General features: G+C 73.1%; 18 protein-coding genes. 8 read left to right on the forward strand and 10 right to left on the reverse strand.

Annotated elements, in window-relative coordinates:
* Positions 1–40: 40 nt before the first annotated feature.
* Both AB5J87_RS33610 and AB5J87_RS33615 read right to left on the reverse strand, forming a co-directional pair.
* Entirely contained in the window at positions 41–1336 is a 1296-nt protein-coding gene (locus AB5J87_RS33610; protein WP_369382447.1) for a non-ribosomal peptide synthetase, read from the reverse strand.
* A 65-nt stretch (positions 1337–1401) separates the two neighbouring features.
* Positions 1402–2733 (reverse strand): MFS transporter, encoded by a 1332-nt coding sequence (locus AB5J87_RS33615; protein WP_369382449.1) that lies wholly within the window; start codon positions 2731–2733, stop codon positions 1402–1404.
* Positions 2734–3058: 325 nt separating this feature from the next.
* On the opposite strand from AB5J87_RS33615, the gene AB5J87_RS33620 reads away from it, so the two are divergent.
* Entirely contained in the window at positions 3059–3976 is a 918-nt protein-coding gene (locus AB5J87_RS33620) for an oxidoreductase (protein WP_369382450.1), read from the forward strand.
* Positions 3977–4110: 134 nt separating this feature from the next.
* Here AB5J87_RS33620 and AB5J87_RS33625 read toward each other — a convergent pair whose 3' ends face one another.
* Complete coding sequence (locus AB5J87_RS33625; RefSeq protein WP_369382452.1) at positions 4111–4464, reverse strand: VOC family protein; 354 nt, start codon at positions 4462–4464, stop codon at positions 4111–4113.
* Positions 4465–4588: 124 nt separating this feature from the next.
* The gene (locus AB5J87_RS33630; protein ID WP_369382454.1) at positions 4589–6877 is read right to left on the reverse strand and encodes a FlgD immunoglobulin-like domain containing protein; all 2289 of its coding nucleotides are present in this window, start codon (positions 6875–6877) and stop codon (positions 4589–4591) included.
* Between the two features lie 378 nt (positions 6878–7255).
* Here AB5J87_RS33630 and AB5J87_RS33635 point away from each other — a divergent pair, with 378 nt between their 5' ends.
* Positions 7256–8620: an AMP-binding protein gene (locus AB5J87_RS33635; RefSeq protein WP_369382455.1), complete on the forward strand. Its 1365-nt coding sequence runs from the start codon at positions 7256–7258 to the stop codon at positions 8618–8620.
* On the opposite strand, the gene AB5J87_RS33640 is transcribed toward AB5J87_RS33635, so the two are convergent.
* The 5 genes from AB5J87_RS33640 to AB5J87_RS33660 all read right to left on the reverse strand — a co-directional run bounded on the left by AB5J87_RS33640 (position 8590) and on the right by AB5J87_RS33660 (position 16499).
* Positions 8590–11346 (reverse strand): alkaline phosphatase family protein, encoded by a 2757-nt coding sequence (locus AB5J87_RS33640; protein ID WP_369382456.1) that lies wholly within the window; start codon positions 11344–11346, stop codon positions 8590–8592. The two genes, AB5J87_RS33635 and AB5J87_RS33640, sit on opposite strands and share 31 nt — an antisense overlap.
* Before the next feature lie 4 nt (positions 11347–11350).
* Positions 11351–12706 carry an ABC transporter permease gene (locus AB5J87_RS33645; protein WP_369382457.1) on the reverse strand — a complete coding sequence of 452 codons (1356 nt, stop codon included), beginning with the start codon at positions 12704–12706 and terminating at the stop codon, positions 11351–11353.
* Positions 12703–13752, reverse strand: a complete 1050-nt coding sequence (locus AB5J87_RS33650; RefSeq protein ID WP_369382458.1) for an ABC transporter ATP-binding protein — start codon at positions 13750–13752, stop codon at positions 12703–12705. Before AB5J87_RS33650 ends, AB5J87_RS33645 begins: the two co-directional genes overlap by 4 nt.
* A gap of 168 nt (positions 13753–13920) precedes the next feature.
* A complete protein-coding gene (locus AB5J87_RS33655; RefSeq protein ID WP_369382459.1) occupies positions 13921–15063 on the reverse strand; it encodes a hypothetical protein in 1143 nt (380 codons plus the stop codon).
* On the reverse strand, positions 15060–16499 hold the full coding sequence (locus AB5J87_RS33660; RefSeq protein WP_369382461.1) for a hypothetical protein: 1440 nt from the start codon (positions 16497–16499) through the stop codon (positions 15060–15062). The genes AB5J87_RS33655 and AB5J87_RS33660 overlap by 4 nt, the downstream gene beginning before the upstream one ends.
* A 539-nt stretch (positions 16500–17038) precedes the next feature.
* On the opposite strand from AB5J87_RS33660, the gene AB5J87_RS33665 reads away from it, so the two are divergent.
* Positions 17039–19576 (forward strand): collagenase, encoded by a 2538-nt coding sequence (locus tag AB5J87_RS33665; protein ID WP_369382462.1) that lies wholly within the window; start codon positions 17039–17041, stop codon positions 19574–19576.
* Here the strand turns inward: AB5J87_RS33665 and AB5J87_RS33670 are convergent.
* Entirely contained in the window at positions 19570–20385 is an 816-nt protein-coding gene (locus AB5J87_RS33670; RefSeq protein WP_369382464.1) for a helix-turn-helix transcriptional regulator, read from the reverse strand. The genes AB5J87_RS33665 and AB5J87_RS33670 overlap by 7 nt on opposite strands.
* Positions 20386–20494: 109 nt before the next feature.
* Between AB5J87_RS33670 and AB5J87_RS33675 the strand changes: the two genes are divergently transcribed.
* The 5 genes from AB5J87_RS33675 (at position 20495) to AB5J87_RS33695 (ending at position 25324) form a co-directional block, all read left to right on the forward strand.
* Positions 20495–21280: an SDR family oxidoreductase gene (locus tag AB5J87_RS33675; RefSeq protein ID WP_369382465.1), complete on the forward strand. Its 786-nt coding sequence runs from the start codon at positions 20495–20497 to the stop codon at positions 21278–21280.
* Between the two features lie 221 nt (positions 21281–21501).
* Positions 21502–22050 carry a DUF1062 domain-containing protein gene (locus AB5J87_RS33680; RefSeq protein WP_369382466.1) on the forward strand — a complete coding sequence of 183 codons (549 nt, stop codon included), beginning with the start codon at positions 21502–21504 and terminating at the stop codon, positions 22048–22050.
* 290 nt (positions 22051–22340) lie between these two features.
* Positions 22341–23258, forward strand: a complete 918-nt coding sequence (locus AB5J87_RS33685) for an endo-beta-N-acetylglucosaminidase H (protein ID WP_369382468.1) — start codon at positions 22341–22343, stop codon at positions 23256–23258.
* Positions 23259–23464: 206 nt separating this feature from the next.
* Positions 23465–23878, forward strand: coding sequence for a hypothetical protein (locus AB5J87_RS33690; protein WP_369382470.1), 414 nt, complete (start codon positions 23465–23467; stop codon positions 23876–23878).
* A gap of 186 nt (positions 23879–24064) precedes the next feature.
* On the forward strand, positions 24065–25324 hold the full coding sequence (locus tag AB5J87_RS33695) for a hypothetical protein (RefSeq protein ID WP_369382471.1): 1260 nt from the start codon (positions 24065–24067) through the stop codon (positions 25322–25324).
* The last annotated feature ends 11 nt before the right edge of the window (positions 25325–25335 follow it).

The raw sequence follows: 25335 nt of genomic DNA on the forward strand, positions 1-25335 counted from the left end.
CGGCGGCGGTCCCGTGGGCAGGCGCGTGCGGCGTGCCGGGTCAGCGCGCGGTGCGTGCCGTCGGGCGCAGCGACTCGGTGAGCGCCGCGAAGGCGCGGTGTGCGGCGGCGTCGTCGAGGACCGCCCGGTCCCACACCATCCGCAGGCGGATCGCGGCCCCCTGGGTGACGGAGACGGCGAAGGGGCCGCGCACGGGTCTGCCGTCGACGTGGACCTCGCGGCCCTCGACACCGCCCAGCCGCAGCGGCGGACGGCGGCTGTCGTCGTCGACGGTCAGCAGTCCGTCCAGGGCGCCGCTCCAGCCCGTACCGGCGGAGCGCGCGGCGGCCACGACCGCGTCGAAGGGCATGTCGGCCCGGTCGAGGTCGTCCCACCAGGCGTCGGCCGTCGCCTCCGGCGCGGGCCCGTGACCGGTGGCGGCCGGGAAGACGACGGTGTTGAGGAAGCAGCCGACGACCGCCTGGGCGCCCGCGGGGCGCCCGCCCCACGGGTAGCCGAGCGGGACGGCGAGGTCCGGGCCGTACAACGCGCCCGCCGCCGCTCGGCAGGCGTCCAGCAGTCCGGGGAAGGGGACTCCACCGTCGTGCGCGGGCAGCTGCGCCTCGGCCGAGCCGCTGGGCAGGGTGCCCGGGGCCACGCGCTGCGGGCGGGGCAGCGGGGCGTGCGCGCGCACGGTGCGCAGCCGGTCCGCCCAGTAGGCCGCCGCCTCGGGGGTGTCCGCCCGTTCCTCGGCGGCCAGTTGGAGCAGCACCGCCTCGTGGTAGGCGGCGCGTTCGGCCGCCGTCTCCTCCGGTGCCGCATCGCCCGCGGCGGGGTCCTCGCCGTAGGCGGCGCCGAGTTCGTCGGCGATCCGGGACAGCGAACGGCCGTCGCACACGGCGTGGTCGAGGGCGACGGCGAGGAGGTCCTCGGTGCGGCCCGCGTCGTCGCGGACGAGGAACAGCCTGAGTGGCGGGCCCTGCGGCTCCCAGGCGGCGAGCGCGCGGCGCAGTGTGTCGGCGGGGTGCTCGCCGGGCGCGGGGGCGGGGCGGGCCACCCGGACGTCCGGCTCCCCGTCCCGCAGGACGGGAGTGCCGCGTACGACGGCGGGCCGCGAGCGCAGCGCGGTGTGGCGCCCGGCCAGCCGGCGGGCCGCCTTGCGCAGGCGCTCGGGGTCGACCGTGCCGTGCGGGAAGGCGAAGAACATCGGCACCACGTCGGGGCGCCCGGCCGGGTCCAGCGAACGCACCAGTGCGAAGCGGCGCTGCGCCCCGGTGACGGGCAGCAGGTCGCCGGACCCTTCGCCCGCGCTGACGCGCCGGTAGCGGGCCAGGTACTGGCTCGTGATGCTGGGCACGGAATCCTCGTTCTGTCGTGGTGTGTTGGAGGGGTGGCGCGGGCGGGGGGCGTTCCGGAGCCGGTTCAGCGGGAGGCGCTCGGCGCTGGCTGCTCGTCGTCGTCCGGGGCGGTGTCCCGGGACACGCCCGGGGTTGCCCCGGCGGCGTGCTCGGGTGCGGGCAGGTCGCGCATGCGGCGCAGCGGGGAGAGGAGCAGCGGCAGCGGTACGGCGAGGAATCCGGCGGCGCAGCACGCGAGTGCGGTGCGCGGCCCGAAGGTCTCGGCGAGGGTGCCGCCCAGGAGCGCGCCCAGCGGCAGGGTGCCCCACATGAGGAAGCGCAGGGTGGCGTTCATCCTGCCGAGCAGGTGCGGCGGGCACAGGCCCTGGCGGAAGCTGACCTGCGCGATGTTGTAGACGACGGCGCCGAAGGAGATGCCCGCCGATCCGGCGGCGAACAGGACCGCGCCGAGGGTGCCGTGTCCCGACAGCGGCCACAGCACCGCGAACGGCCCGCTGAGCAGGACGGACCAGAGGATGAGCCGCGCCTGGCCCCAGCGGGCGGCGAGCCGGCCGGAGCAGAGGGCGCCGAGGAGCCCGCCGACGGCGGAGGCGGACAGCACGAGCCCCAGGGCGCCCGGCGCGAGTCCGACGACGCGTACGAGGTGGACGGTCTGCGTCGCCATCAGGACGGCCATGCAGAGGTTGCCCAGGCCGGTGGTGAGGGCGATGACGCGCAGCAGCGGATGGCCGGTGACGAAGCGGACGCCTTCGGCGATGTCCTTCCGCAAGGAGGCGTCGGCGGGCACCTGGGGCGGCTGTTCGGGCTGCTTGATGCGGAGCAGGAACAGGGCGGAGAGCAGATAGCCGCAGGCGTCGGCGACGATGGCGAGGTGCGCGCCGACGAGCTGGACGAGCCCGCCGCCCGCGCCCGGTCCGGCCACCTGGGCGGTCGAACGCACCGTCTCCAGGCCGCCGTTGCCCGCCATCAGCTCCTCGCGCGGCAGGATCTGCGGCAGGAAGCTCTGGTGGGCGACGTCGAAGAACACGGTCGCCACACCGGTGATCAGCGCGACGGCGTAGAGCTGGGCCATGGTCAGGGCGTCGGCGAGCGCGGCGGCGGGAATGCTGCCCATCGCCACGGCACGCACCAGGTCCGCCCGGATCATCAGGGGACGTTTGCGCATGCGGTCGGTGAGGGCGCCCGCGGGCAGCCCGACGAGCAGGAAGGCGGCGGTCTCGGCGGCCGTGAGCAGGCCGACCTGGAACGCGGAGGCGTCGAGTTCGAGGACGGCCACCAGGGGAAGGGCCACGAGCGTGACCTGAGCGCCGAGTTGTCCGGCTGCCGCTCCCGCGAGCAGCATCCGGAAGTCGCGTCGGCGCATCGGGCCAGCCGTGGCTCCGGATGTGACGGACATGTGAACGACCTTCACCGAGTGGCCGATCGAACGTCAAAGAATCGCGGTCAGTTTCGGTCGACTCTTGTCTTTAGTTGTCGGACGAGCATAAGAATTTTCGCCCAACTCGCGGTAAGTCCGCATGAATGCCTGCCACTCGGTGTGCGGCACCGGACGACCGCACCCCGGTGAGCGCCGGACGAACGTGTGGAGGGCGGCGGGTACCCTGCACATGGAGTGACGGTCCGGATCCTGACTGAAAACGACCACTCACCCACAGCCTGTTACGGAACCGTCTATTCCGTCAGTTATGGAACGTATGCGGCGAGCGGAAGCGTGGACGCGTATGACGAGCACCCCGGGGAGCGGCGCCGGGCGGCCGGTCGATCTGTTGGTGGTGGGCGCGGGCCCGGCGGGTGTGGCCGCCGCGATGATGGCGGCCGGACTGCGCATGCGGGTCACGGTGGTGGAGGCGGACGCGATCGGCTCGAAAGTGGCGGCGATCGGAGCCCTGGAGAACGTGCCGGGCGGCTGGACCACGGGACCCGAACTCGCCGCGGCCCTCGCCGGGGACCTCGACCGGCACCGCGGCTCCGGCCGTCTCGCGCTGGTCCACGGCCGGGCGACCGGGGTGACCGCCCACGGCGACCGCGCCGAAGTCACCCTCGCCGACGGCCGGTTGCTGGTCGGCGCCGCCGTCGTGGTGGCGACCGGGGTGACGATGCTGACCACGGACGACGTCAGCTGGGTCGAGGCGGCGGAGGGCTCGCGCACGGCGCCGCTGTGGCGCGCCGCACCCGAACGGGTGGCGGGCCGCGAGGTGGCCGTCCTGGGCGCCGACCGGCCCCTGGGCACCTGGCTGCGGTCGCACCCGAGCACGACGGCCCGGTTCCATGTGCTCCACCCCGCGTCCGACGGCTACAAGACGGAGGAGGTGGCGGACGACGACCGGGTCCGCCTCCACCCCGTGGAGCGGGCCGCGATCGCCCGACTCCCCGGCGGCGCCCACCGGGTCACCGCGTTCCACCGGGACGGCACCGGTTGCCGGCTCGACGCCGACGTCGTCCTCACCAACCTGGGCAGCCGCCCGGCGGCGCCGAAGGGACTGGCGGCCGACGCCGACGGCTACTGCCCGCAGGAGATGCAGCACCCGCGCGTGCTGGTGGCCGGTGACCTCAAGGGCGCCCGGATGCAGCGCATCGCGGTGGCCATCGGAGACGGCGCGCGAGCGGCGCTCACGCCCTACTACGGCTCCTTGACGTGAGGCGGAGGGCTGCGGGATGGGGAGCGCCAAGGCATGGTGCCCCGCCGCCCGCCGCCCGCCGCCTGCCGCCTGCCGCCCGCCGCCCGCCGCCCGCCGCTCTGGGGCCGCGCCGAGCGTCACCCTCGCGCTGCCGGTCAGGCCGGCTGCCAGAGTTCGATCCGGTTGCCCTCCGGGTCGGTGACCCACCCGAACCGGCCGACGCCGTCCATGGCCTGTGTCTCCTCGGCCACGTCCGCGCCCTTGGCCCGCAGTTGGGCGAGCATGGCGTCCAGGTCGCGGACCCGGAAGTTGAGCATCGCCTGCTGGGTGGGCGGGCCGAAGTAGTCCGTCGTGGACTCGAAGGCCGCGAAGACGGTCGGACCGGCCTCCTGGCGCCACAGGCCGTTCTGATCGGTGTCCAGGCCCAGGCAGTCGCGGTACCACGCGCCCAGGGCCGCCGGGTCCTGGGCGCGCAGGAAGTATCCACCGATTCCCCGTACACGTTCCATGCCGCCATCCTGCCGGCCCGGGCCGCGGCCGGGCGGGCACCACACCAGTGCCGTCGGCACGGCGCGGCAGCGGAGACCGTGGAGGGCGGCGGTGGTTGCCCCGCCGCCCTCCGCCGGCCCCGCCCTAGGAGCCGGTGACGTCGAGCGTGCCGGAGGCGCGCAGGGACGGGCCCTGGCCGTCGGCCGGGGCGGCGGTCAGGGCCCAGGTGTAGCCGCCGACGGAAGCGGTGGTGCCGTCCGTGGCGGTGCCGTCCCAGGACACGGGAACGGTGCCGCGGGTGGCGGAGCCGGTCCAGGTGCGCACCACGGCGCCGGTGTCGCGGCTGCGCAGGGTCAGCTTCCAGGACGCGGCGGGCTTGGACAGCCACCACCGCGCGTCCCAGGCGGCGCCGCCGGGCCGGAAGGCGCCCGGGACGGAGCTGTCGGCGAGCGCGAGCGGCGAGAGCGTGCGGCGGACCGCGGTGACGTGGACGGTGTCGTCCCGGTCGACGAAGGCGATCTTGCCCGCGTGCCGGTCGACCGCCCAGGTCACTCCGCGGCCGTCGCCCGCCGAGTCCTTGACGCCGCTGACGGAGCCCAGGTCGGCGGTGGTGCCGTCCTCGTTGAGCCCGGTCAGGCGGACGCCGTCGTCGCCCGTTACGCGCTGGGCGAGGAAGCCGTCGCCGAGCAGCACGTCGTGGGCCGGGGCCGGGTAGGCGACGTCGGCCGTCGCGTCGTACACCCCGGCCCGGTCCTGGCCCGTGCAACTCCAGTAGATGAGCCTGCCGTTGGTCTGCAGGTCGTCGGGGACGCAGCCCGCCCGGAGGGCGACGGCGCCGCTCTGGCGGCCGGTGCGCAGGTCGGTGGCGATCAGCGTGCCGGAGCCGTCCGGCTGGGCGGTCCACAGCGTGGAGTGGTCCAGGGACGCGGCCGATGCGGGCTGGTCCTGGACGATCGTGTCGCGGGCGGTGTCGACGACGTAGTTCCTGCCGTCGGCGCCCGGCGTCCGGTAGAGCACATGGGAGGGGGAGGCGTCCACGATCCGGCCGCCCGCGGCGGGCAGCGGCAGCCGGTGGGCGGGCGCGGCGGGGTCGTCGCCGGTGAGCAGGACGTCGTTGCCGGAGTCCGGGTCCGCGACCAGCCGGGCCAGGCCCTGGTCGGCGCCGTCGGCGAACCGCCCCGGCGCGGCGGCGTCGAACACCGGCAGATCCGCTCCGGCGACCGGGTCGAGGCCGGTGCCGACGTCCTTGCCGTGCAGGCGCACCGAGCCGGGCAGCGCGTCGGCGAAGCGGACGGTGCCCCGGTCCAGGCCGAGCGCCCGCACCGAGCCGTCGGCCTTCTTGACCGGCTTCAGCTCGCGCAGCGGCAGGTCGAAGACGAGTCCGCTGCCGTCCACCGTGAACAGGTGGATCGCGCGGGTGCCGTCGGAGGTCCGGCCGAGCGCGGTGAGCATGCTGTCGGAGCGCTCCAGGCCCTGTTCGAACTCGGTGAGGAGCACCCGGGGGGTCTCCGCCCCGTCGATCGGCGTCAGGTTGAGGGCGCCCCCGCGCCCCTCGGTCCACAGCACGTTGCGGCCCACGACGTACGGGGTGACCTCGCTGTCGGCGGACTTGAGGGACAGCGGGAGGACCTTCGGCGCGGCGTTGGGCGTGGCGCGGGCGAGTACGCGCACGCCCTGCCCGCCCTGGCGGGTGAACCAGGTGATCACCTCGCGCGTGATGCGGAAGCCGGTGGCGTCCCCGGTGACCGGGAGCGCGGCGACCGCGCCGGAGATGCCGTTGAGGGTGCCGTATCCGTAGGAGGAGCCGAGTCGGTAGCGGATGACCAGGGAGGTGGACTCGCCGCCGTACACCACCGGTTCGGCCTCGGCGGTGGCTCCCGAGGGCAGTCGCACGGCGACGTCGTACGGTGTGCCGCTGCCGCTGGGCCGCAGCGCGCGCAGCTCGTGTCCGCCGTCGGCCGTCTCGCGGGTGGCGAGGACGAAGCCCACGGAGACCTGGGGGTGGGTGTAGCCCTGCGGGAGGGTCAGCCGCGTCGTGGTGTTCTGCTCGACGTTGACCAGGGTGATGGTGGTGGTGCCGTCCACCGTGGTGGCGTACGCCGCCCGGTCGTACTCGTCGTGCTGGGTGAAGACGGCCTCGCGGGGCACGCCGTCGAGGGCGGTGACCGGGACGGTCCTGCGGTTGTACGTGTTGGTCCACAGGTAGCCGGCGGCCCCCTCCTCCTGGTGCAGCACCCCGTTGTTGCTGGTGGAGAGCAGTGTGTCGGCGCGGTCGGCGTAGGCGTCGGGCGCGGGTATCAGCACCCCGGCGGGGTCGGCCGCGCGGGCGGCGGTCGGTGCGGTCAGAACCGCGCTGGAAGCGAGCGCGAGCACCCCCATGGCGATCGCCGCGCCGGATCTGCCGTGTCTCGCGCGCTTTCTCAGGACGAACATTGGTCTACCCCCTCGTGGACGGACGGTGGCGGCGCGGGTGGTGCCGTCGACCGTCGCGTGCAGGCCAGATGATCTTGCAAACCCTGGCAAGGGTAAGAGCAAGTCGCCAGGAATCGTGTGGTTTTCAACATCCTGCAAGTGTGGGGAGCGTCGGCCGGCGCCGGGTGTACGGCGGCGGTCCGCGGGACTCATTGGACGATTCGCCGACAGGGCGGGGCCCGTGTGGTGGGGACCTCGCATTGCGTGGTGGGCCGGCGCCGGATTGGATCGCCAGGAGGCGCCGCCCCGGGGTCGCCCGGCCGGGCCCGGCACGGCCCGTACGGCGTCCGGCACGGCGTCCGGCGGACGCATCGGCGCGAAGGGAAGGCGGGGAGACCCATGCTCGACGGCTGTACGCCATGGCCCGAGGAGTTCGCCGACCGCTACTGGCTGGCCGGTCACTGGCGCGGCAGCACCCTGGACACCCTGCTGCGCGGCGGGGCCCTGGAGCACGGGCCCCGGACCGCGCTCGTGCACGGCGGCACCCGCCTCACCTACGCGGCCCTGAACCGGCGGGTGGACCGTACCGCCGCCGGATTCCGGCTACGGGGCCTGCGGCCCGGCCAGCGGGTCGTCGTCCAGCTGCCCAACGTCCCCGAGTTCGTCGTCACCGTCTTCGCGCTGATCCGCGTCGGCGCGATCCCCGTGCTGTGCCCGCTCCCGCACCGCGCCCGCCAGGTGGCCCGGCTCGTCGAGGTCGCCGAGGCCACCGGATACGTCGGCCCCTCGGTGCACGACGGCTTCGACCACTGCGCGATGGCCGCGGACATCGCGGCCCAAGGCCCCTTCCTGCGGCGGGTGTTCACCTATGAGGCGCCCGGCACCTCGTCCCCGTACGGCGGGCTGCGCACCGACCCGTCGGGGTGCCACCACTTCCCGCTCGGCTCCGTCGACGCCCCGCCGGAGCCGGTGTCGGCGCAGAGCGCCGGGCAGGTGGCCCTCCTCCTGCCCCGCGACGATGCCGCCGGGGCGCCCGGGCTCGTTCCGCGCACCCACAACGACTACGTCTACCAGGCCAGGGCCGCCGCCGAGTCGGTGGCGCTCACCCAGGACGACGTGTACCTCGCCGCACTGCCCGCCGAGTCGCCCTTCGCGCTCGGCGGCCCGGGCATCGTCGGCACCCTGTCCGTCGGGGGAACCGTCGTCCTGGCCGAGGGCACGGACCCCGCCCAGTGCCTCGCGGCCAACGAGGCGGAGCGGGTCACCGTCACCGCCGTCGACCAAGCCGCGGCCCGGCGCTGGCTCGACGTACGACCCGCATTCCAGGGCGACTTGAGCGGTCTGCGCCTCGTGCAGATCATCGGCGCTCCCCCGGACCGGGGGAGCGCCGAACGGATCGGTGCCGCGTACGGCTGCCGGGTGCAGCACGCCTTCGGGATGGCCGAGGGAGTGTTCACGGCGACCCGGCCCGCCGATCCGGACGCGGCCGTGCTCGCCACCCAGGGCCGCCCGCTCTCGCCCGACGACGAGATCCGCGTCGTCGACGCCGACGGCGCGGACGTGGCCGACGGGGAACACGGCGAGCTCCTCGCCCGTGGCCCGTACACCCCGCGCGGCCACTACCGCGCGCACGAGCGGTCCTTCACCGCCGACGGCTACTTCCGTACCGCGCACCGCGCGCGGCGCACCCCGGAAGGCGACCTGGTGGTGACCGGCCGCCTCCGGGACGCCGCTCAGCCGTCGTTCTCGGCGGACGGGATGTAGGCGCCGGGTACGCCGCCGGGCGGGTAGATCCTGTTCTCACCGGGGTACGGCTTCGTCCAGCCGTGCGTCTGGTACCAGGTGAAGTGGTTCATCTGCTCGGGGTTGGCGAAGTCGGGCCTCGCGTCGGCGCCGGTGAGCCGCTGCTGCGCCTTCCACTTGTCCCACTGCGCCGCGACGGCCCGTTCGGCCTGCGGGACCTTCACCGGCGGGACGGCCGCCGCGCGCGGGTTCTGCGCCGCCGGGGTGTCCGTGCCGCAGCTGGGCGGGGTCGCGAGGCCGTCGGTGAGCGAGGTGCGGTTGGGCAGCGCGGTGAAGGGGGTGGGGTCGGCCTTGGCGGTGAACGCCGCCGTCATCGGGCTGGCCGCGCTGTCCTTCTGGTTCATCGGGTGGATCCCGAGGATCTGCTCGATGGTGCGGATCATCGTGATCTGCGAGTAGTAGTGGCTGTCGACGACGCCGTGCCGGGCCCAGGGGCTGATGATCTGGATGGGGGCGCGGTGGCCGTCGACGTGGTCGAGACCGGCCTGGGAGTCGTCCTCGACCACGAAGATCGCGGAGTCCTTCCAGTACGGGCTGTGCGAGATCGTGTCGACGATCCGGCCGGTGGCGAGGTCGTTGTCCGCGACCTGGGCCGGGGCGCTGGGCGGGCCGCCGGTGTGGTCGCTGGAGAGCCAGAGCATGTTGAGGGCGGCGGGCCCGTTGCGCTGGAAGTCGCGCTGCCAGATCTGGTTGCGGTAGACGTCGGGAACACTGGTGTCGAACTTCGGGAAGCCCGCGGCCGACACGTCGTTGAGCGAGGGGATGGGCGAGGAGGAGACCAGCGGGTACGCGGTGTCCTGGCCGGTCGACGCCATGTTCTTGGCGTCGCAGTACAGGTTCTGCCAGCTCGCGGCCGACGGCTTGGCCAGGAACTGGTGGAACTCCCCGAAGTCCCGCACGGACTGGCCGGCCGCCTGCGCGCCGGTCCACAGGAACCCGGACTTCTGGTGGCCGAGCGCGTCGTCCTCGGTGTCGTAGCTGCGCGCGTACTCACCCGCCGAGGACTCGGTGTACTCCGGGTCGTCGGCCTGCATCAGCCAGTTGTGCCCCTCGGCGGAGTTGGTGCCGATGTCGTACGTGTTGTCGTACAGCCCGAACTGCCTGGCCAGCGCGTGCTGGTTCGGGGTGACGTTCTCCCCGAACTCGGCGAGCGCCGGGGTGCCGTTGCCCTGCGGCATGTCGCCGTAGAGCTGGTCGTAGGTGCGGTTCTCCTTGACGATCAGGAACACGTGCTTGATCGTCGACGGGTCGCCGATCCGCGCCGGCACGGGCACCGGTGCGACGCTGCCCCGGCCGTCGGCGCGTGCGGTCGACCCGGGCGTCCAGCCGTTCTGCTGGAAGACCTTGCCGGTCGCGGCCCTGATGATCAGGTCGCGCGGCAGGGTGAACCGCTGCAGGCTCGACGTCGTGTCGTGGGTGCCGTGGCCGGTGCGGACGGTGGGGCGACGGGCGTCGATGCCGCGGGTGTTGGAGACCACCACGGTCTTGCCGACGGTGGCGACCTCCGCGGGGAAGTAGTCGGTGGGCAGCAGCCCGATGTAGCCGACCGGGTCCTGCGGGCCGGTGTAGCGGTAGACGGCGACGGCGTTGGCGCGGCCCAGCGTCACCAGCAGACGGCCGTCCTGGGTGAGCGTCACCGCGTCGGGCTCGTAGCCCACCGACGCCTCGGGCCACGGCTTGGTCGAGACGGTCTGGACGACCTTGTCCTTCGTGGTGTCGATCACCGACACGTCGTTGCTGGCGGTGTTGGTGACGAACAGCGCCTGGCCCCTGGCGTACAGGGCGGTCGGGTGGAGTCCGACGTCGATGGCGGTGACGGGCGCGGACGGGGCGGCCAGGTCGATGACGCTGACCGTGCCCGTGGTGGTGGCGGCGGTCACCGGGTCGGCGGGCACCTGGGTGTTGTACGAGTTGAGGGTGGTGTCGCCGGGCCTGGCCGGCCGCCCGCCCTCGTTGCTGACGTACAGCTTGGAGCCGACCGCGACCAGGCCGCGTGGGGCGTTGCCCACGGCCCAGCTGTGCTGGACGGCTCCGCTGGCCGCGTCGAGGGCGACCACCCGGTTCTGGCCGTTGACCGCCGCGTACACGGTCGTGCCGTCGGGCGAGAACACGGCCTGGCCCACCAGGGCGTGCCGGGGCCCGTCGGCGGGGATGGTGACGGAGGTCGGCCGGGCGAGCGAACCGTCGGCCTGCACGGTGAACCTGGTGTAGCCGTCGGTCCGGCCGAGCCACAGCTGTCTGCCGTCGGGGGAGTAGACCGGGCCCTCCTGGCCGACGTCGTTGCCGGTGATGCGCAGGTCCGCCGCCGCGTTGTCGCCGACGCGCTGCTGGACCTTCCACGCCTTGAGGTCGACGACGGCGAGCGCCATCCCGCCGTCGGTGAGCGTGGCCGCGAGATGGGTGCCGTCCGGGCTGACCGAGGACGACATGAGCTTGCCGTTGTCGATCACGAGGCGTTCGCCGTACGGGCCCAGGTACTGGTCGCTGGAGACCACCCGGCCGTGCGGGGTGACCTGGCCGACCTGGTCGGTGCCGAACTGCTGGGTCTGGGCCAGGGCGGTGCCGGCGAGGGCGAGGCCGAGAACGGCGACACCGGCCGTGGCGAGGGGGCCCCGGCGGCCGAGGCGTCTGGCGAGCGAGCCCGCCCGCTCCTCCTCGACACGCCGACGGCGGCGTGTTACCTGCATGGGCTCATCCCTTCGGGGTGGCGGAGAGCAGGTCGACGTTCGCGTCGAACTGCCAGAGCGGGTTCGGCGCGTCCCCCGTCGAAGTCCGCACCAGGAAGTAGCCGTTCACTTCCTTGGGTCCGTCGCCGTCGGCCACATAGCGCCCGTCGGCGTGGACGTCGAGCTGGTACACGGCCTGCCCGGTGGTCGCCACCCCGGGGAGCCGCCAGGACACCACACAGCGCCAGTCGTTGCCCGGGCCGGTGGCGCCCGCCCTCACGTCGCCCTTGGTGCACGCCGCCGTGGCCCCGAGCCGCGCTTCGGTGACGTCGGGGCGGTGCAGCCGGGCGGTCTGGACGCGGTAGAGGTGGGCGAAGGCGGTGGCGACCGAGCGCTGCACCTTCTCCTGCTCGATGCCCGAGCCGCTCGCCGTGGTCGTCGCGCCGACCACCACAGCGGTCGCGGTGAGCAGTCCGGCCAGCGGGAGGGCCGCGCGGGTGAGCGCGCGGCGTCCGATGCCGTCGTAGCGCGGATTGGTGAAGTCGCGGCGTACGAAAAGGTGGTGGGCCAGCGCGGTGGCGCTCACGGCCCACACCAGGCTGACGGCGATGCCGATCAGGAGCGGGGAGAGCTGGGCGGGGTCGGTGAAGAGCCCGTTCCAGGCGATGAAGGCGTAGCCGGGCAGGGCCAGGCGTACGGCGACCGGCAGGGTCAGCAACTGCGCCAGCTGCATCGTCAGCGCGGCGAGTACGGGCAGCAGCAGCCCCATCGGGGAGCGGCCGAGGGCGACGGAGCCGAGCAGCCCGATCGCGGCGAGGGCCAGGGTCGGCGCGAGTACGCAGACCCAGGCGAGCAGGACCTTCCCGGCGGCGTCCGACGGGGTGAGCGTGTGCCCGTCGAGGCCGGTCAGCGGGTGGCCGCCGACCGCCGCGAGACCGCCGAGGGTGCTGGAGAGGGCCAGTCCGGCCACCATCAGCACGATGACGGTGAGGCTGGCCAGCGCCTTGGCCGCGAAGATCCGCCGGGGCGACCGCACCGCCACCAGGAGATGGCGCCAGGTGCCGAGCCGGTCCTCGCTCGCGAACACGTCACCGGCGATCACCGAGGTCAGCAGGGGCAGGGCCCAGGTTCCCGAGAAGCCGAGTATCACCAGGGGGCCCGCCCACCCCGTGGCGTGCATCCAGCGTCCGAAGAGGGTGTCCGTGGGCAGGGTGCTCTGCTCGCCCACCGCGGCGACGAAGACGGCGGGCGCGATCCAGCAGGCGAGGACCAGCAGGCGCACCCGCCACTGGGAGACGATCTTGACCAGTTCGAAGCGGTAGGCGCGCGACACCGGGACCGGGGTTGCCACGGGCGCCGCGCGGGTGGCGGCCACGGTCATCGCCCGGCCCCCTGCCGCTCGCGCCGCCGCCATCCCGCGCGCGGGCTTCCCGTGCCTCCAGTGCGCGCGAACCGGGATGGGCCGGGTTCCCCGGCGGCCAACTCGGCGCCCGCTTCGCCGGGTTGACCGGTCAGGGCGAGGAAGGCCGCTTCGAGAGGTGAGACCACGGGGGCGAGGCCGCGCAGCGCCGCGCCCGCGTGCACGAGGCGCCGCACCAGCTCGTCCAGGGCGGGCTCCCGGGCCCGCACCACGAGTTCGCCGGAGCCGTGCCGCCGGCCCTCGCCCTCGATGAGGTGGATCCCGGCCGTCTCGGCCGCCAGGCGCAGCGCGAGCGACGGGTCGGAGGTCCGCAGCCGGTAGTCGAGCGCGCGGTCCTCGGCGGTCAGTTCCTCCAGCGGGCCGGAGAGGGCGACGCGCCCGGTGGCGAGGATGGTGACGTGCGAACACAGGGCGGTGAGGTCGTCCATGCGGTGGCTGGAGAGCACGACGGCGGTCCCGTTCGCCGCGAGGCGGGCCAGGACGTCGTGGACGTGCCGCTTGCCCGCCGGGTCCAGGCCGTTGGCCGGCTCGTCCAGGACCAGCAGCCGGGGGCGGGTCAGCAGGGCGGCGGCGAGCCCGAGGCGCTGGCGCATGCCGAGGGAGAAGCCGCGGGCCCGGTCGTCGGCGACATCGGTGAGCCCGACCTCGTCGAGTACGGCGGCGACGTCCGCCGTGCGCGCGCCGCGCCCGTGGAGGGCGGCGAGCGCGGAGAGGTTCTGCCGGGCGGTGAGGGAGGGGTAGAGCCCGGGCTCGTCCACGAACCCCGCGACGCCGTCGGGGGCGGCGGCCGTGCGCCCGACCGGCGTTCCCAGGACCTCCAGGCGGCCCCGGTCGGCGACGGCCAGCCCGAGCAGCAGTCCGAGCAGCGTGGTCTTGCCCGCGCCGTTGGGCCCGGCGAGACCGTGGATCCGGCCCTGCGCCACCTCCAGATCGACGGAGTCGAGCGCGACGACTTCGCCGAAGTACTTGGTGATCCCGCGTGCCCGGAGTGCCGGCGGTGTGTCCATGAGTCCCTTCTTCCGAGAGAACCCCCACAGGACCGTAGAGCGGCGGCACGACGCGGGCAGGGTCGCCCCGTGGAACGCTGGTGGAACGAGCGGTGTCCGCGGCCCGACGGGCTTGTGCCGCAGTAAAGTTGACGGAGCGTCAAACCGCAACGGACGAACGCGCCACCCTCATCCGGTGCGGTCGCGGTGCTGCTTGCGGTAGCGGTCCAGGACGTCCTGGCGGAGCAGGAAGCCGAAGCCCGCGGCCTCCAGCCGCAGCCCGAGCTGCGCCTCGTCGATCCCGAGGGCGGGCGCGGCGCTCGCCAGGTGCCAGTCGTGGGCGGCGAGGGTGCTGAGCAGATGGCCGCGGCGGACCTGGCTCTCCGTCAGCCGGAACGTCTTGAGGTAGGCGACCCGGCCGCTGTCGTCGGTGATGGCCTCACCGATGTGGTTCTCCTGCTTGGGGCGGAACGGCGGCAGGAAACGGGAGAGCGTGAAGCGGCCCATCCGGTGGACCGACCGCCAGGTGCAGTCGATGTCCAGCAGGCCGGACGCCATGGTCGTGTCGTGGAAGCCCGCCCAGGCGCGCTCCTGCTCGTCGGCCGCCGCGCGCAGGTCGGCGAGCGAGCGGATCCGGGTGTCGGCGATCGCGGCCCGGAAGTCCGGCACCGGCCGCATCAGCGTCGCGTAGTGGTGAATCAGCTCCCCGTACAGGTCCTGGAGGAGGGTGGGGTGCAGGGCGCGGTAGTCGTCGGGGTGCGGGACGACGAACGCGCCGGCGAGCGCGTCGGCGACGTAGACCATGGCACCGCACTGGCCGGGGTGGATCTCGAAGACCCGCAGCGCGTCGGCCAGTCCGCGCACCTCGGCGCCCGCGTACGCCTCCTCGACGCGCGGGGAGAGCCCCTGGCGCAGGGCGCGCTGCGACCACTCCTCCCAGGCGAGGGAGGGGCCGCCGAAGTGCAGCGCGAGATAGCCTTCGAGCGCCAGGTGCAGGGGGAGGAAGCGCAGCCGGTCCTTGGCCTCGCGGCGGGCCGTCCTGCGGTGGAAGCGCAGGCCCATCGTGGCCGGGGCGCCGTCGGCGCCGAGCTGGGTGCCGTAGGCGGCGGCCGGAGTGCCGTCGCCCGTCCAGGTGGCGACGAAACCGTGCGGGATGTAGGAGACGTAGGTGCGGCGCGGGCCGACCTCGACCTCGCCCTCCCCGTCGCCGTACAGCCGCGCGCTGAGCCGCAGGTCCTCGAAGGGCTCCTCGCGCACGAGCGGTACCAGGCGCACGGCGCCCCAGACCTGGGAGGGGCGGGTGGCCAGGCCGGTCAGGTCCAGTGTGGTCATCGCGCCCGCTCCTGGGGGTGGTCGCCGGTCAGCCGGGCCGCCATGGTGTCCATGTGGGCGGTCAGTTCGCCCAGGCCGGTGCGGCCCTCGGCGAACTGGGCGAGTTCGACCAGCGCGGGAAGGTCCTCGGCGTCCCGGATGCCCGCGGTGGGCACCGACGGGGACAGCCGTCGTACGTCGAAGTCGGCCGCGTCGTACACCGGGTTGAGGTGCACGACGCTGGTGCGGCGCTCCGGGTCGAGGCGGGTCCGCCAGACGCGCAGCACCTCGGCGGCCAGTCCCGGGGGCGCGTTGTCCCAGCCGTCGGAGACGATCACGAGCCGGGCCGGGTCGGTGTCCAGCGCGTCGAGGATCCGCCGGCCCACGGGCGTCGGCCCGTACGGGCGGGCCAGCAGCGCGTCGGTCCGCCCGGACGTCCACAGCCCGGTGTACTCGTCGGCCAGGGCGGCGAGCAGATGGTGGCAGGCCAGGGCCACGGCCAGGGGGCGACGGCGCTTGTGGGCCGAGCCGGAGGCGGAGAAGCTGTCGTCGAGCACGGCGGTGACCTTGCCCCAGCTTCCCCGGTGCGGACCGGCCACCCGGCCCGCGGCGGACTCCAGGGCACCGGTCAGCTCGGCGCGGCGGCGCAGCCGCTCCTCGACGGGCAGCGAAAGGACGTAGGTCGCCAGCCGGGTCAGCGGCATGGTGGTGAGGTCCGCGAGCACCCCGGTGCTCCCGCGCTTGTGCGCGGACTCCTGCAGCCGCAGGGCCTCCAGCCGGGTCATCCGCGGAGCGATGCGTTCCAGGAAGGCGTCCCGGCGGATGCCGTGCTTGGCGGCGAAGCCCTCGGCGACCGTGTAGGGGAGTTCGTAGAGGGCGGCCTGCTCGTAGTGCGCGCGGCGCCAGGTCTCCAGGATGGGGGTGTCGTAGCGGGGGCGCGTGAGCGGCGCGAAGACGAACGCCCCCAGCTCCTCGGTGGCGGGGGTCAGATGCGCGTGGCGCATCGCCTGCTTGAGGCCGCCCCGGTACTTCACGGCGTCGAACGCAGGGTCCGGGCGGGCGGCGAGCCAGTCGCGCATGATCGCCCGGCTGCGGCGGTTGTTGACGCCGGCCCGGCGCAGCGCGCCGAACAGGCCGTACACGCGCTGCGGCGGCAGCTTCGCCAGCCGGGCCGCGATCAGCCGTCCCTCGCGGCGGCGCTGGTCGGGGGTGGCCTCGCGGGCGGTCTCCAGCAGCCGCCGCACGATGAGGGCCGCGTTGTGGTCGTTGATGTCGAGCGCGAGGACCCCGGCGTACAGCTCGCGGTAGTTCCCCAGCATGTAGGCGTGGAGGAAGTCCAGGGACAGCCGTTGTTCGTCCGCGTCGCCGTGGAACTCGCGCTGCGCGGTGGAGGTGATGGCCGCGTTGACGAAGAGCAGTACGTCGTCGGCCGCGACGAGGTCCCCGTACGAATCCATGACGTTCTTTCCCCGTGAGTCGGATGCCGGCCGGGGAATGGGGGCGCGAGCTGCGAATCATTGCTTCAGAGGCAGGTTCCGGAAGTCGCACCGGAGTCCCGCGGCCGGCCAGGAGACCGTAACAGAGCAGGCCGCGGGCCTTCCATCCGGTTTCTTCGGTGCCCCGGCGGTCACTGCCGGGCGGGCGGTTCGGGGGCCGATGGCACGCGCTGCCCGATCTGATGGTGCGTCACCTTTTCATCCCATCCCGTCCCGTTCGCCACGGCCGCCCCGAGGGGGCTCGCGGGACCCCCGACTGCCAGGAATTGCCTGGGGTTTGCCCGCGCTCCCTTCACAAGCCATGTGACATGTGCAATTTTTCTGGCTGCGACACCCAGTCGTGTTCCGGCCAACGGATCAGTACGGCCCGCGGTCCGCCCGAGCCCGTCCGGAGCCGCCCGCACCGCACAGGCGCGGCGCGGACGGGCCCGGCGGCCCGCGGGATCCCCCCAACGGGCCGCGCACCGCCGCGCGGCCCCCACTCCGCTGGGAGGCGGTACGTGAACACCCCACCCACAAGGGCGAGACGAAGTCTGGGCGGCCTGCTCGTCCTCGCGCTCGCCCTGTGCCTGTCGATAGCCATGCTCGCCCAGCCGGGCCGCGCCGCCGCCGCCCAGCGCCAGGGCCCCGCGCCGCAGCCCGCGAAGTCCGGGGCCGCCCAGGCGCACGCCGCCCCGCCGCCGCTCGGTTCGGCCTCGGCCGTGTCCGACCGCGCGGACGAGCGCCGCACCCCGGTCGCCGCCACCCAACGGCCGCCGCAGAACCCGGTGCCCTCCCGCACCACCCCGTCCAAGCCGAGCCGTCCGCAGGGCCTGACCGCGGCCTCCTGCACCCCGGGCGACTTCGGCAGCCGCAGCGGCGCGGCCCTGGTCGCCTTCGTCCAGGCGTCGACCACGGACTGCGTCAACACGCTCTTCGCCCTGACCGGCACCGACGCCCGCAACGCCTTCCGCGAGGCGCAGATGGTCACCGTGGCCAACGCGTTCCAGAACACGGCACGCACCTACCCGGGCGACAACTCCACCCAGGTGCTGCAGCTCGTGCTGTTCCTGCGCGCCGGGTACTACGTCCAGTACAACCACGCCTCCGACGTCGGCCCGTACGGCACGGCCCTCGCCTCGGCCACCGAGGCGGCGCTGGACACCTTCTTCGCGTCCCCGCACTTCATGGACGTCAGCTCCGCCAGCGGCGACGTCATGGGCGAGGTCGTCATCCTCACCGACAGCGCCAATGAGCAGGCCCGCTATCTGACGACGTATCAGAAGGTGCTCAACGGCTACAACAGCTCCTACGACGCGTACTGGAGCATGGACACCGCCGTCAACGACGTGTTCACCCCGATCTTCCGCGGCCACTGGAACCCGGCCTTCCTCTCGGCCGTGACCGCCGACCCCGGCATCATCGACACGCTGAGCTCGTTCGCGCACAACCACCGCGACAAGCTCAACGACAGCTGGTTCTACCTCGCCTCCAACGCGGGCACCGAGACCGCGCGCTTCCTCGACACCCCCGCGCTGCAGGCCAAGGTGCGCCCGCTCGCCAAGGGGCTGCTCGGCGACTCGGCGATCACCGGCGCGACCGCCCCGCTGTGGGTCGGGGTCGCGGCGATGACCGACACCTACGACAAGGCGCAGTGCTCGTACTACGGCACCTGTGACTTCACCGGCCAGCTCACCGCCGCCGCCCTGCCGATCACCTACCACTGCGACGCCGCGCACACCTTCCGCGCCCAGTCGCTGACCAACGCGGCGCTCACCGCGGCCTGCACCAGCCTCCAGGGCCAGGACGCGTACTTCCACGACATCGTCAAGGACAACGGGCCGGTCGCGGACGACCACAACACCAACATCGAGATCGTCACGTTCGCCAGCCCCAAGGACTACCAGACCTACTCCGGCTGGATCTTCGGCAACAGCACCGACAACGGCGGGGAGTACCTGGAGGGCAACCCCTCCGACCCGGCCAACCAGGCCCGCTTCCTCTCCTACGTCAAGAGCGTGGGCGACGGCTTCCCCGGCGACATCTGGAACCTCAACCACGAGTACACCCACTACCTCGACGGCCGCTACGACATGGCCGGTGACTTCGACGCCGGACAGGTCGTCCCGGACATCTGGTGGATCGAGGGCTTCGCCGAGTACGTCTCCTACAGCTACCGGGGGCTGCCCGACACCGAGGCCATCGCCGACGCCGCGCGGCACACCTACGCGCTGAGCACCCTGTGGCAGAGCAGCTACGCCAACTCGGACGTCACCCGCACCTATCCCTGGGGCTATCTGGCCACCCGCTACATGGTCGAGAAGCACCCCGCCGACGTGCAGAACATGCTGGCCAAGTTCCGCTCCGGCGACTACACCGGGGCCTACGCGGTCTACAACACCGGGATCGGCACCCGCTACGACGCCGACTTCAACACCTGGCTCGACGCCTGCGCGGCCGGAGCCTGCGGAACCACGGGCAACGGTCCCACCGCCGCCTTCGACGCGGCCGTCTCCGGGCTCACGGTGAACCTCACCGACAGGTCCACCGACACCGGGAGCACCATCACCGCCCACGCCTGGAACTTCGGCGACGGCACGACCTCCACGGCCACCAACCCGGCCAAGGCGTACACCGCCCCCGGCACGTACACGATCACCCTGACCGTGACCGACGCCAAGGGCCTGACCAGCACCGCCACCAAGTCCGTGACCCTCAGCGGCGCGCTGCCGGCCTGCACCGCCGGCGACACCCGCGTGATGGGCCAGAACTGCTCGCGCTCCGGCCGCTCGGCCAGGGCGGGCGACCTGGACTACCTGTACCTGTATCTGCCCGCCGGCACCGTGACCCTGCACATCACGACCGCCGGAGGCACCGGGAACGCCGACCTCTACTACAACCCCGGCAACTGGGCGACGCCGTCGGCGTACACCGCCCGCTCGACCAACACCGGCAACACCGAGAGCATCACCGTCACCAACACCACCGCCGGCTACCGCTACATCAGCCTGTACGCGCAGACGGCGTTCAGCGGCGTCACGGTCACCACGGCCTACTGACCGCCGCCCCGGGACCGGCCCGCCTCCGGGCCGGTCCCGGAGTAGACCACCAGCGTCTGATCCGGCGCCCCGGCGAGATGGAACGCGGTGTACGCGAACTCGGCCACCGCGCCGTCGGGGCGCCGCAGCCGTTTGCGCCCGCCCCGACGGGCCTGCACGTCGTACTGCGGCCACCACGCGCGCACCTGTGCGCTGGCCGCGCCCAACTCCTCGATGAGCCGCGCGTACCGGAGGTCGCCGGGGTGGCGCCCGGCCAGCGTGCGCAGCCGCGCCAGCAGCCCCCGCGCCTCCTCCTCCCAGTCGACCACGACCTGCCGGGCGGCGGGTTCGAGGAACACCCAGCGGGCGAAGTTCGGCCCGCCGTCCATCGAGGCCAGCCGCGGGAACAGCTCCTCGGCCGCCCGGTTGTGGCTCAGCACGTCGTAGGTGCCGCCGATGATGAACGCCGGGTTCGGCTGGAGCAGCAGCGGGACCGCCGCCGCCTCGGCGGACAGCGGCTCCGGCTGCGCGGGCCCGGCCGGGGCGTGCCCGGCCAGCCGGAAGAGGTGCGCGCGCTCGGGCCCGTCGAGCAGCAGCGCCGAGGCCAGGGCATCCAGCACCTGGTCCGAGGTGCGGATGTCGCGGCCCTGCTCCAGATACGTGTACCAGGTGGCGCTGATCCCGGCGAGCACGGCCAGTTCCTCGCGGCGCAGGCCCGGCGTCCGCCGTCGGCCCGTCGGCGGCAGCCCCACCTGGGCGGGGGTGGTCCGCTCCCGGCGGGCGCGCAGGAAGGCGCCCAGCTCACGGCGCTGGGCCGGGGGTGTCTGCATCAGGATGGCACCTCTGGTTCCACGATAAACGCGTTCTGGATACCAGGTTAAGAGCCTTGCAGACTCGGGCCGACACCAACCGGTACCGGGAAAGAACGAGGAACACACCATGGCGGACAGTGCGGCGGGAACCACGGCGGGAACGACGACGGATGCCCCTGCGGGCCTGGCGGGCAAGGTCGTCGCCGTCACCGGAGCGGGCAGCGGCATCGGCGAGGCGACCGCGCTGCTGCTCGCCGAGCGCGGCGCGCGGCTCGTCCTGGGCGCGCGGCGCACCGGGCGGCTCGCGGATCTGGCGGCGCGGATCGAGGCCGCGGGCGGTACGGCCGCGTACGTGCGCACCGACGTGACCCGCCGCGACGATCTGCACGCGCTGGTCGCGCTGGCCCGCGAGCGGTTCGGGCGGCTGGACGTGCTGGTCGCCAACGCGGGCTCCGGCGCCATCTCGCCCCTGGACGACCTGCGGGTCGAGGAGTGGGACGAGATGGTCGACGTCAACGTCAAGGGGGTGCTGCACGGCATCGGCGCCGCCCTGCCCGTCTTCCGCGCCCAGGGCTCGGGCCACTTCGTCACCGTCGCCTCCACGGCCGCCTTCCGCGTCCTGCCCGCGATGGCGGTCTACGCCGGAACGAAGGTCGCGGTCCGCGCGATCTGCGAGGGGCTGCGCCAGGAGGCCGGGGACGGCCTGCGGGTGACGACCGTGTCGCCGGGCGCCATCGGCACCGGATTCGCCGAGGCGTCCACCAACCCGGAGGTGCGGGCGCGCATCACCGACATGCGGGACCGGATCGCCATCCCGCCCTCCGCGATCGCCCATGCCATCGCGTACGCGATCGAGCAGCCCGCGTACGTGGACGTGAGCGAGATCGTGGTGCGGCCCACCGCGCAGGGCTGACGACCCACCGAGGGGCCCAGGGACCCGGCCGCCGGGCGCGGGAAAAACCAGTGGAGCGGCGCCGCCGCGTGCCGCTACCGTGCTGCCGAACCGAGTCGTCTGGGCAAGGACGTGCCGTTGTACACCGTGTGAGACACCCCGAGCGCTGTTTGGTCGCGCGTCGCGCAGTTGCGCCGCGCTGCTTCTTGCTGCGGTCTTCTCACTGAAATCGGTGTACTTCTGTGCTCAACACCTGGGTGGTCATGCCCACCTGCCTTCCGCGAGTCGTCCGGCGCTGCCATGTGTGCGGCTCCGAGCGTTTCCGGGCGAACGGCAAGTTCCGCGTCAACGCCAACCACAGGCTGCTCGACGCCTGGCTCCTGGTGCTCTGCACGGGGTGCGGGGACACGGCGAAGCTCACGGTCCTGGAGCGGACCAACGTCCGGTCCGTACCTGCCGAGACGCTGGACCGGATGCACGACAACGACGCCGCTCTGGCGGCCGAGCTGCTCCAGGATCCCCTGGTGCGCCGTCGCAACCGCGTCGCCGTCGACTGGGACGGCGCCTGGCGCCTGGACACCGGCGGATCGGATCACCTGGGCCAAGAGGTGATCGACGTCCGCGTCCGCTTCGCGGCGCGGATCCCCGTCCGCCCGGTGCGGCTGATCGCCGAGGGCTGCGGCCTGTCGCGGTCCGAGGTCGAGAGGCTGGTCGTGGAGGGCAAGGCCGTCTCGGCGGTCCGGCTGAGCGGCAGGCTCTCGGACGACTTCACCTTCACGCTCAAGCGCTGACCCCGTCTCCGGGGCGGGGGCCGCCCGGCGGATCTCCGCCGGGCGGCCCCCGGCCCGGGCCGGGTGGATCGTGCTGATCGACCGTCAAGTACCAGCCGTGCGGTTCGGGTTGGCGCCGACCGGGGCTGTCGGCCCTCTGTTCAGTCCGGCCCACGGTATGGCAGGCTCCGGTTCGGCCGGAGTGGGCGGCCGGGTACGGCATCAGCCGTCCGCTCCCGCGGGGCACAGGCGGAGCGGGCTGCCGCTGGTGGACGAACTGCACGAGCCATGCGACGGGAGGCTGATCCGCAATGCGCACATCACGCCGGAGCACAGCACGGACGACGGCACTCGCACTCCTGGCCGCCGCGGCACTCGCGGTCGGCGCCACGGCGGCCACCTCGGCCGAGGGGGCGCCCACGGTGAAGAAGCAGGGGCCGACCTCGGTGGCCTACATCGAGGTGAACAGCAACAGCATGCTCAACGTCGGCAAGTACACCCTCGCCAACGGCGGCGGCAACGTCTTCGACATCGCCGTGGTGTTCGCCGCCAACATCAACTACGACACCGCCAAGAAGTCGGCGTACCTGTACTTCAACCCCAACGTGCAGCGCGTCCTCGACAACGTTGCCACGCAGATCCGCCCGCTCCAGGCGAAGGGCATCAAGGTGATGCTGTCGGTGCTCGGCAACCACGAGGGCGCCGGGTTCGCCAACTTCCCCTCCAAGGCCGCCGCTTCGGCGTTCGCCAAACAGCTCTCGGACGCCGTGAGCACGTACGGCCTGGACGGCATCGACTTCGACGACGAGTACGCCGAGTACGGCCGCAACGGCACCGGCCAGCCCAACAGCAGCTCGTTCGTGTACCTGGTCTCGGCGCTGCGCGACAACATGCCCAACAAGCTGATCTCGCTGTACAACATCGGCCCGTCGGCGTCGAGGCTGTCCTACGGCGGCGTGAACATCTCCTCGAAGTTCAACTACGCCTGGAACCCCTACTACGGCACCTGGGGAGTTCCCGGCATCGCCCTGCCGAAGGCGAACCTGTCGCCCGCGGCCATCGACTTCGCGGCCACCTCCTCCAGCACCGCGGCCGGCCTCGCCAAGCGGACGGTGAGCGAGGGATACGGCGTCTACCTCACCTACAACCTGGACGCCGCCGACCGGCACACCTACATGTCGGCGTTCACCCGGCAGCTGTACGGCACCGACGCGGTGTACACGCCCTGACGCGGACGCCCCCCCGGCCGCCAACCACGAAGGCGGCCGGGGGCGTTCGCCGGGTGGAGGGGGTTGGAGCGGCTGTTACAGGGCAGTGACAAACGTGGAGCAACGCACTGCTGGTGAGGGACATCTCTTCAGTCAAGAAACGAGCAAACAGCGCCAACACGCAGAAGCGTGAGATCCGGCGCTTTTCTGACCGAGAGGGATATTTCATGGCCATCACCAAGCGGTACTCCCTGCGCATCGCCGCCGTGGGCGTCATCGGCGCGGCGTCCGTCGTCCTCGCGGGTACCGTCGCCTCGGCCGCCACCCCCGCGGCGTCCGGCGCCACCGTCGTGAAGGCGACCGCCGCCAAGGCCGGCATCACCGCCAAGCCGTCGGTGACCTCGGTGAAGGCGTGGGAGCTGTTCCGGGTCACCGGCACCGCGACCGGCCTGAAGCCGGGCAGCAAGATGGTCCTGCAGCAGAAGCAGGGTGCCAAGTGGGTCAGCCTGCCCGCCTCGGTCCCGCTCAACGCCAAGGGCTCCTACTCGCTGGGCGTCAAGCTCGGCATCAAGGGCAAGAACGACCTGCGCATCGTCAGCGGGAGCACCGCCTCGCCGGTGTTCAACGTGACCGTCCGCTGACCTCTCCTTCGGCCGGGCCCGCTCGCGGCCCCGGCCGACCGTCAGCCCGTGGCCGCCGTGGCCACGGGCTGACGGCGTGGTGCGCGGGGGCCGCACCTGTGCCTGCGGGACTGCCCTTTCAGCCCTTTACGGCCCGGGCGGGCGGTCCGTACAAGGGGTGGGGGGAACACAGCGAGGGGAACCGCCATGCATGCGAAGGACGAGCCGGACAGGGCCGCGCGAGCGCATCGTGCGCCGGCCCCCGTGCAGCGCGCCGAGGAGCCGGGGCGGACCGGAGCGGGCCGGACCCCGGCGGCGCGTGGGGTCGCCGCCTTCATGCCCACCGCCGGGAACCAGGCGGTGGCCCAGATGCTGGCCCAGCGGCGCGGCGCCTCCCCGGCCCCGACGCGAGCCGAGGGCCCGGCCGTCCCGGTGGCGGCGCACCCCGGTGCCCTCTCCGTGCAGCGCGCCCCGGCCGAGGGCGGCAAGAGGGAGCGGTCGGGCACCGTGGGGGAGCCGTCCGGGTCGAAGCGTCCCAAGCAGGGCGGGGAGGGCGGCTCCGGCGCCCTGCTGGACGACGACATGGACATCGATATGGACATGACGATCGATGACCTTCTGGAGATGGGGGCGATCAATGCCCGGGACGTGGTCCTCAGCCAGCAGAAGTTCATCGACGCGCTGGTCGCGAAGGCCCGGAACTCCAGCAAGTGGCAGCTGCACACGGCCCAGAACGGGGGCCTGTCGATCGAGACCAAGGTGCAGGGGAAGCCGAAGCCGAACAGCACGGACAAGGGGCATGTGATCCGGGGCCTGGAGTCGGTGGCCACCGTCGCCAGGTCCTATCTGGCGGACACCAGCGAGGAGGTCCAGGCGGCGATCGGCGACAACGGCAAGCTCCTCATCGCGGCGAACCGGGCCTTCAGCAACGAGACGCTCGCCGCAGGGCTGGGGAAGGGCGGCGGCGAAGAGTTCGCGGCCTTCGTGGACGGTGCCGGGGCGACCACAGACAAGCAGTCCAAGCGCCAGAAGAAGGTGCAGAACATCCTCGCCGGCATCGAGAAGACCGCGGGCCGGTACGACCTGGTGAGGAGCGCCGTCAGCAAGGGCGTGGTCGTCGCGTCGAACGGCGGGAACGAACTGCACGCCGAGATCCGGATCCTTGAGAGGAACGGCAGGACCCCTCAGTACGTGGCCGGTACCAAACGCCCCTGCGCGGCCTGCTTCACGAGGCTCTACCCGAAGGGGAACGACAACGTGCGCCCCGGCGTTCTCTACCTCTCCGGCCGGTCCCTGGCGTCGCTGAAGGAATTCCAGACGCGATACGGCCAGGAAGAGCAGAAGGCGGCGGAGTTCTTCGCCCGCATGGACCAGCTCATCAAGCACACGCACCAGTCGGTCGACGAGCAGGGCACTCCCCAGCCCGGCGGCGCCGCGACCGACTGGGAGGACAGCGGCCCGGAGTAGGGCGCCGGGGG

Origin of the sequence: Streptomyces sp. cg36 (assembly GCF_041080675.1) — a bacterium.
GTDB lineage: Bacteria > Actinomycetota > Actinomycetes > Streptomycetales > Streptomycetaceae > Streptomyces.

What these genes read in the sequence shown, in the direction of transcription:
- AB5J87_RS33615 (WP_369382449.1), bottom strand. Translation starts at nt 2,733, where the DNA reads ATGTCCGTCACATCCGGAGCCACGGCTGGCCCGATGCGCCGACGCGAC.
- AB5J87_RS33620 (WP_369382450.1), top strand. Translation starts at nt 3,059, where the DNA reads ATGACGAGCACCCCGGGGAGCGGCGCCGGGCGGCCGGTCGATCTGTTG.
- AB5J87_RS33625 (WP_369382452.1), bottom strand. Translation starts at nt 4,464, where the DNA reads ATGGAACGTGTACGGGGAATCGGTGGATACTTCCTGCGCGCCCAGGAC.
- AB5J87_RS33630 (WP_369382454.1), bottom strand. Translation starts at nt 6,877, where the DNA reads ATGTTCGTCCTGAGAAAGCGCGCGAGACACGGCAGATCCGGCGCGGCG.
- AB5J87_RS33635 (WP_369382455.1), top strand. Translation starts at nt 7,256, where the DNA reads ATGCTCGACGGCTGTACGCCATGGCCCGAGGAGTTCGCCGACCGCTAC.
- AB5J87_RS33640 (WP_369382456.1), bottom strand. Translation starts at nt 11,346, where the DNA reads ATGCAGGTAACACGCCGCCGTCGGCGTGTCGAGGAGGAGCGGGCGGGC.
- AB5J87_RS33645 (WP_369382457.1), bottom strand. Translation starts at nt 12,706, where the DNA reads ATGACCGTGGCCGCCACCCGCGCGGCGCCCGTGGCAACCCCGGTCCCG.
- AB5J87_RS33650 (WP_369382458.1), bottom strand. Translation starts at nt 13,752, where the DNA reads ATGGACACACCGCCGGCACTCCGGGCACGCGGGATCACCAAGTACTTC.
- AB5J87_RS33655 (WP_369382459.1), bottom strand. Translation starts at nt 15,063, where the DNA reads ATGACCACACTGGACCTGACCGGCCTGGCCACCCGCCCCTCCCAGGTC.
- AB5J87_RS33660 (WP_369382461.1), bottom strand. Translation starts at nt 16,499, where the DNA reads ATGGATTCGTACGGGGACCTCGTCGCGGCCGACGACGTACTGCTCTTC.
- AB5J87_RS33670 (WP_369382464.1), bottom strand. Translation starts at nt 20,385, where the DNA reads ATGCAGACACCCCCGGCCCAGCGCCGTGAGCTGGGCGCCTTCCTGCGC.
- AB5J87_RS33675 (WP_369382465.1), top strand. Translation starts at nt 20,495, where the DNA reads ATGGCGGACAGTGCGGCGGGAACCACGGCGGGAACGACGACGGATGCC.
- AB5J87_RS33685 (WP_369382468.1), top strand. Translation starts at nt 22,341, where the DNA reads ATGCGCACATCACGCCGGAGCACAGCACGGACGACGGCACTCGCACTC.
- AB5J87_RS33690 (WP_369382470.1), top strand. Translation starts at nt 23,465, where the DNA reads ATGGCCATCACCAAGCGGTACTCCCTGCGCATCGCCGCCGTGGGCGTC.
- AB5J87_RS33695 (WP_369382471.1), top strand. Translation starts at nt 24,065, where the DNA reads ATGCATGCGAAGGACGAGCCGGACAGGGCCGCGCGAGCGCATCGTGCG.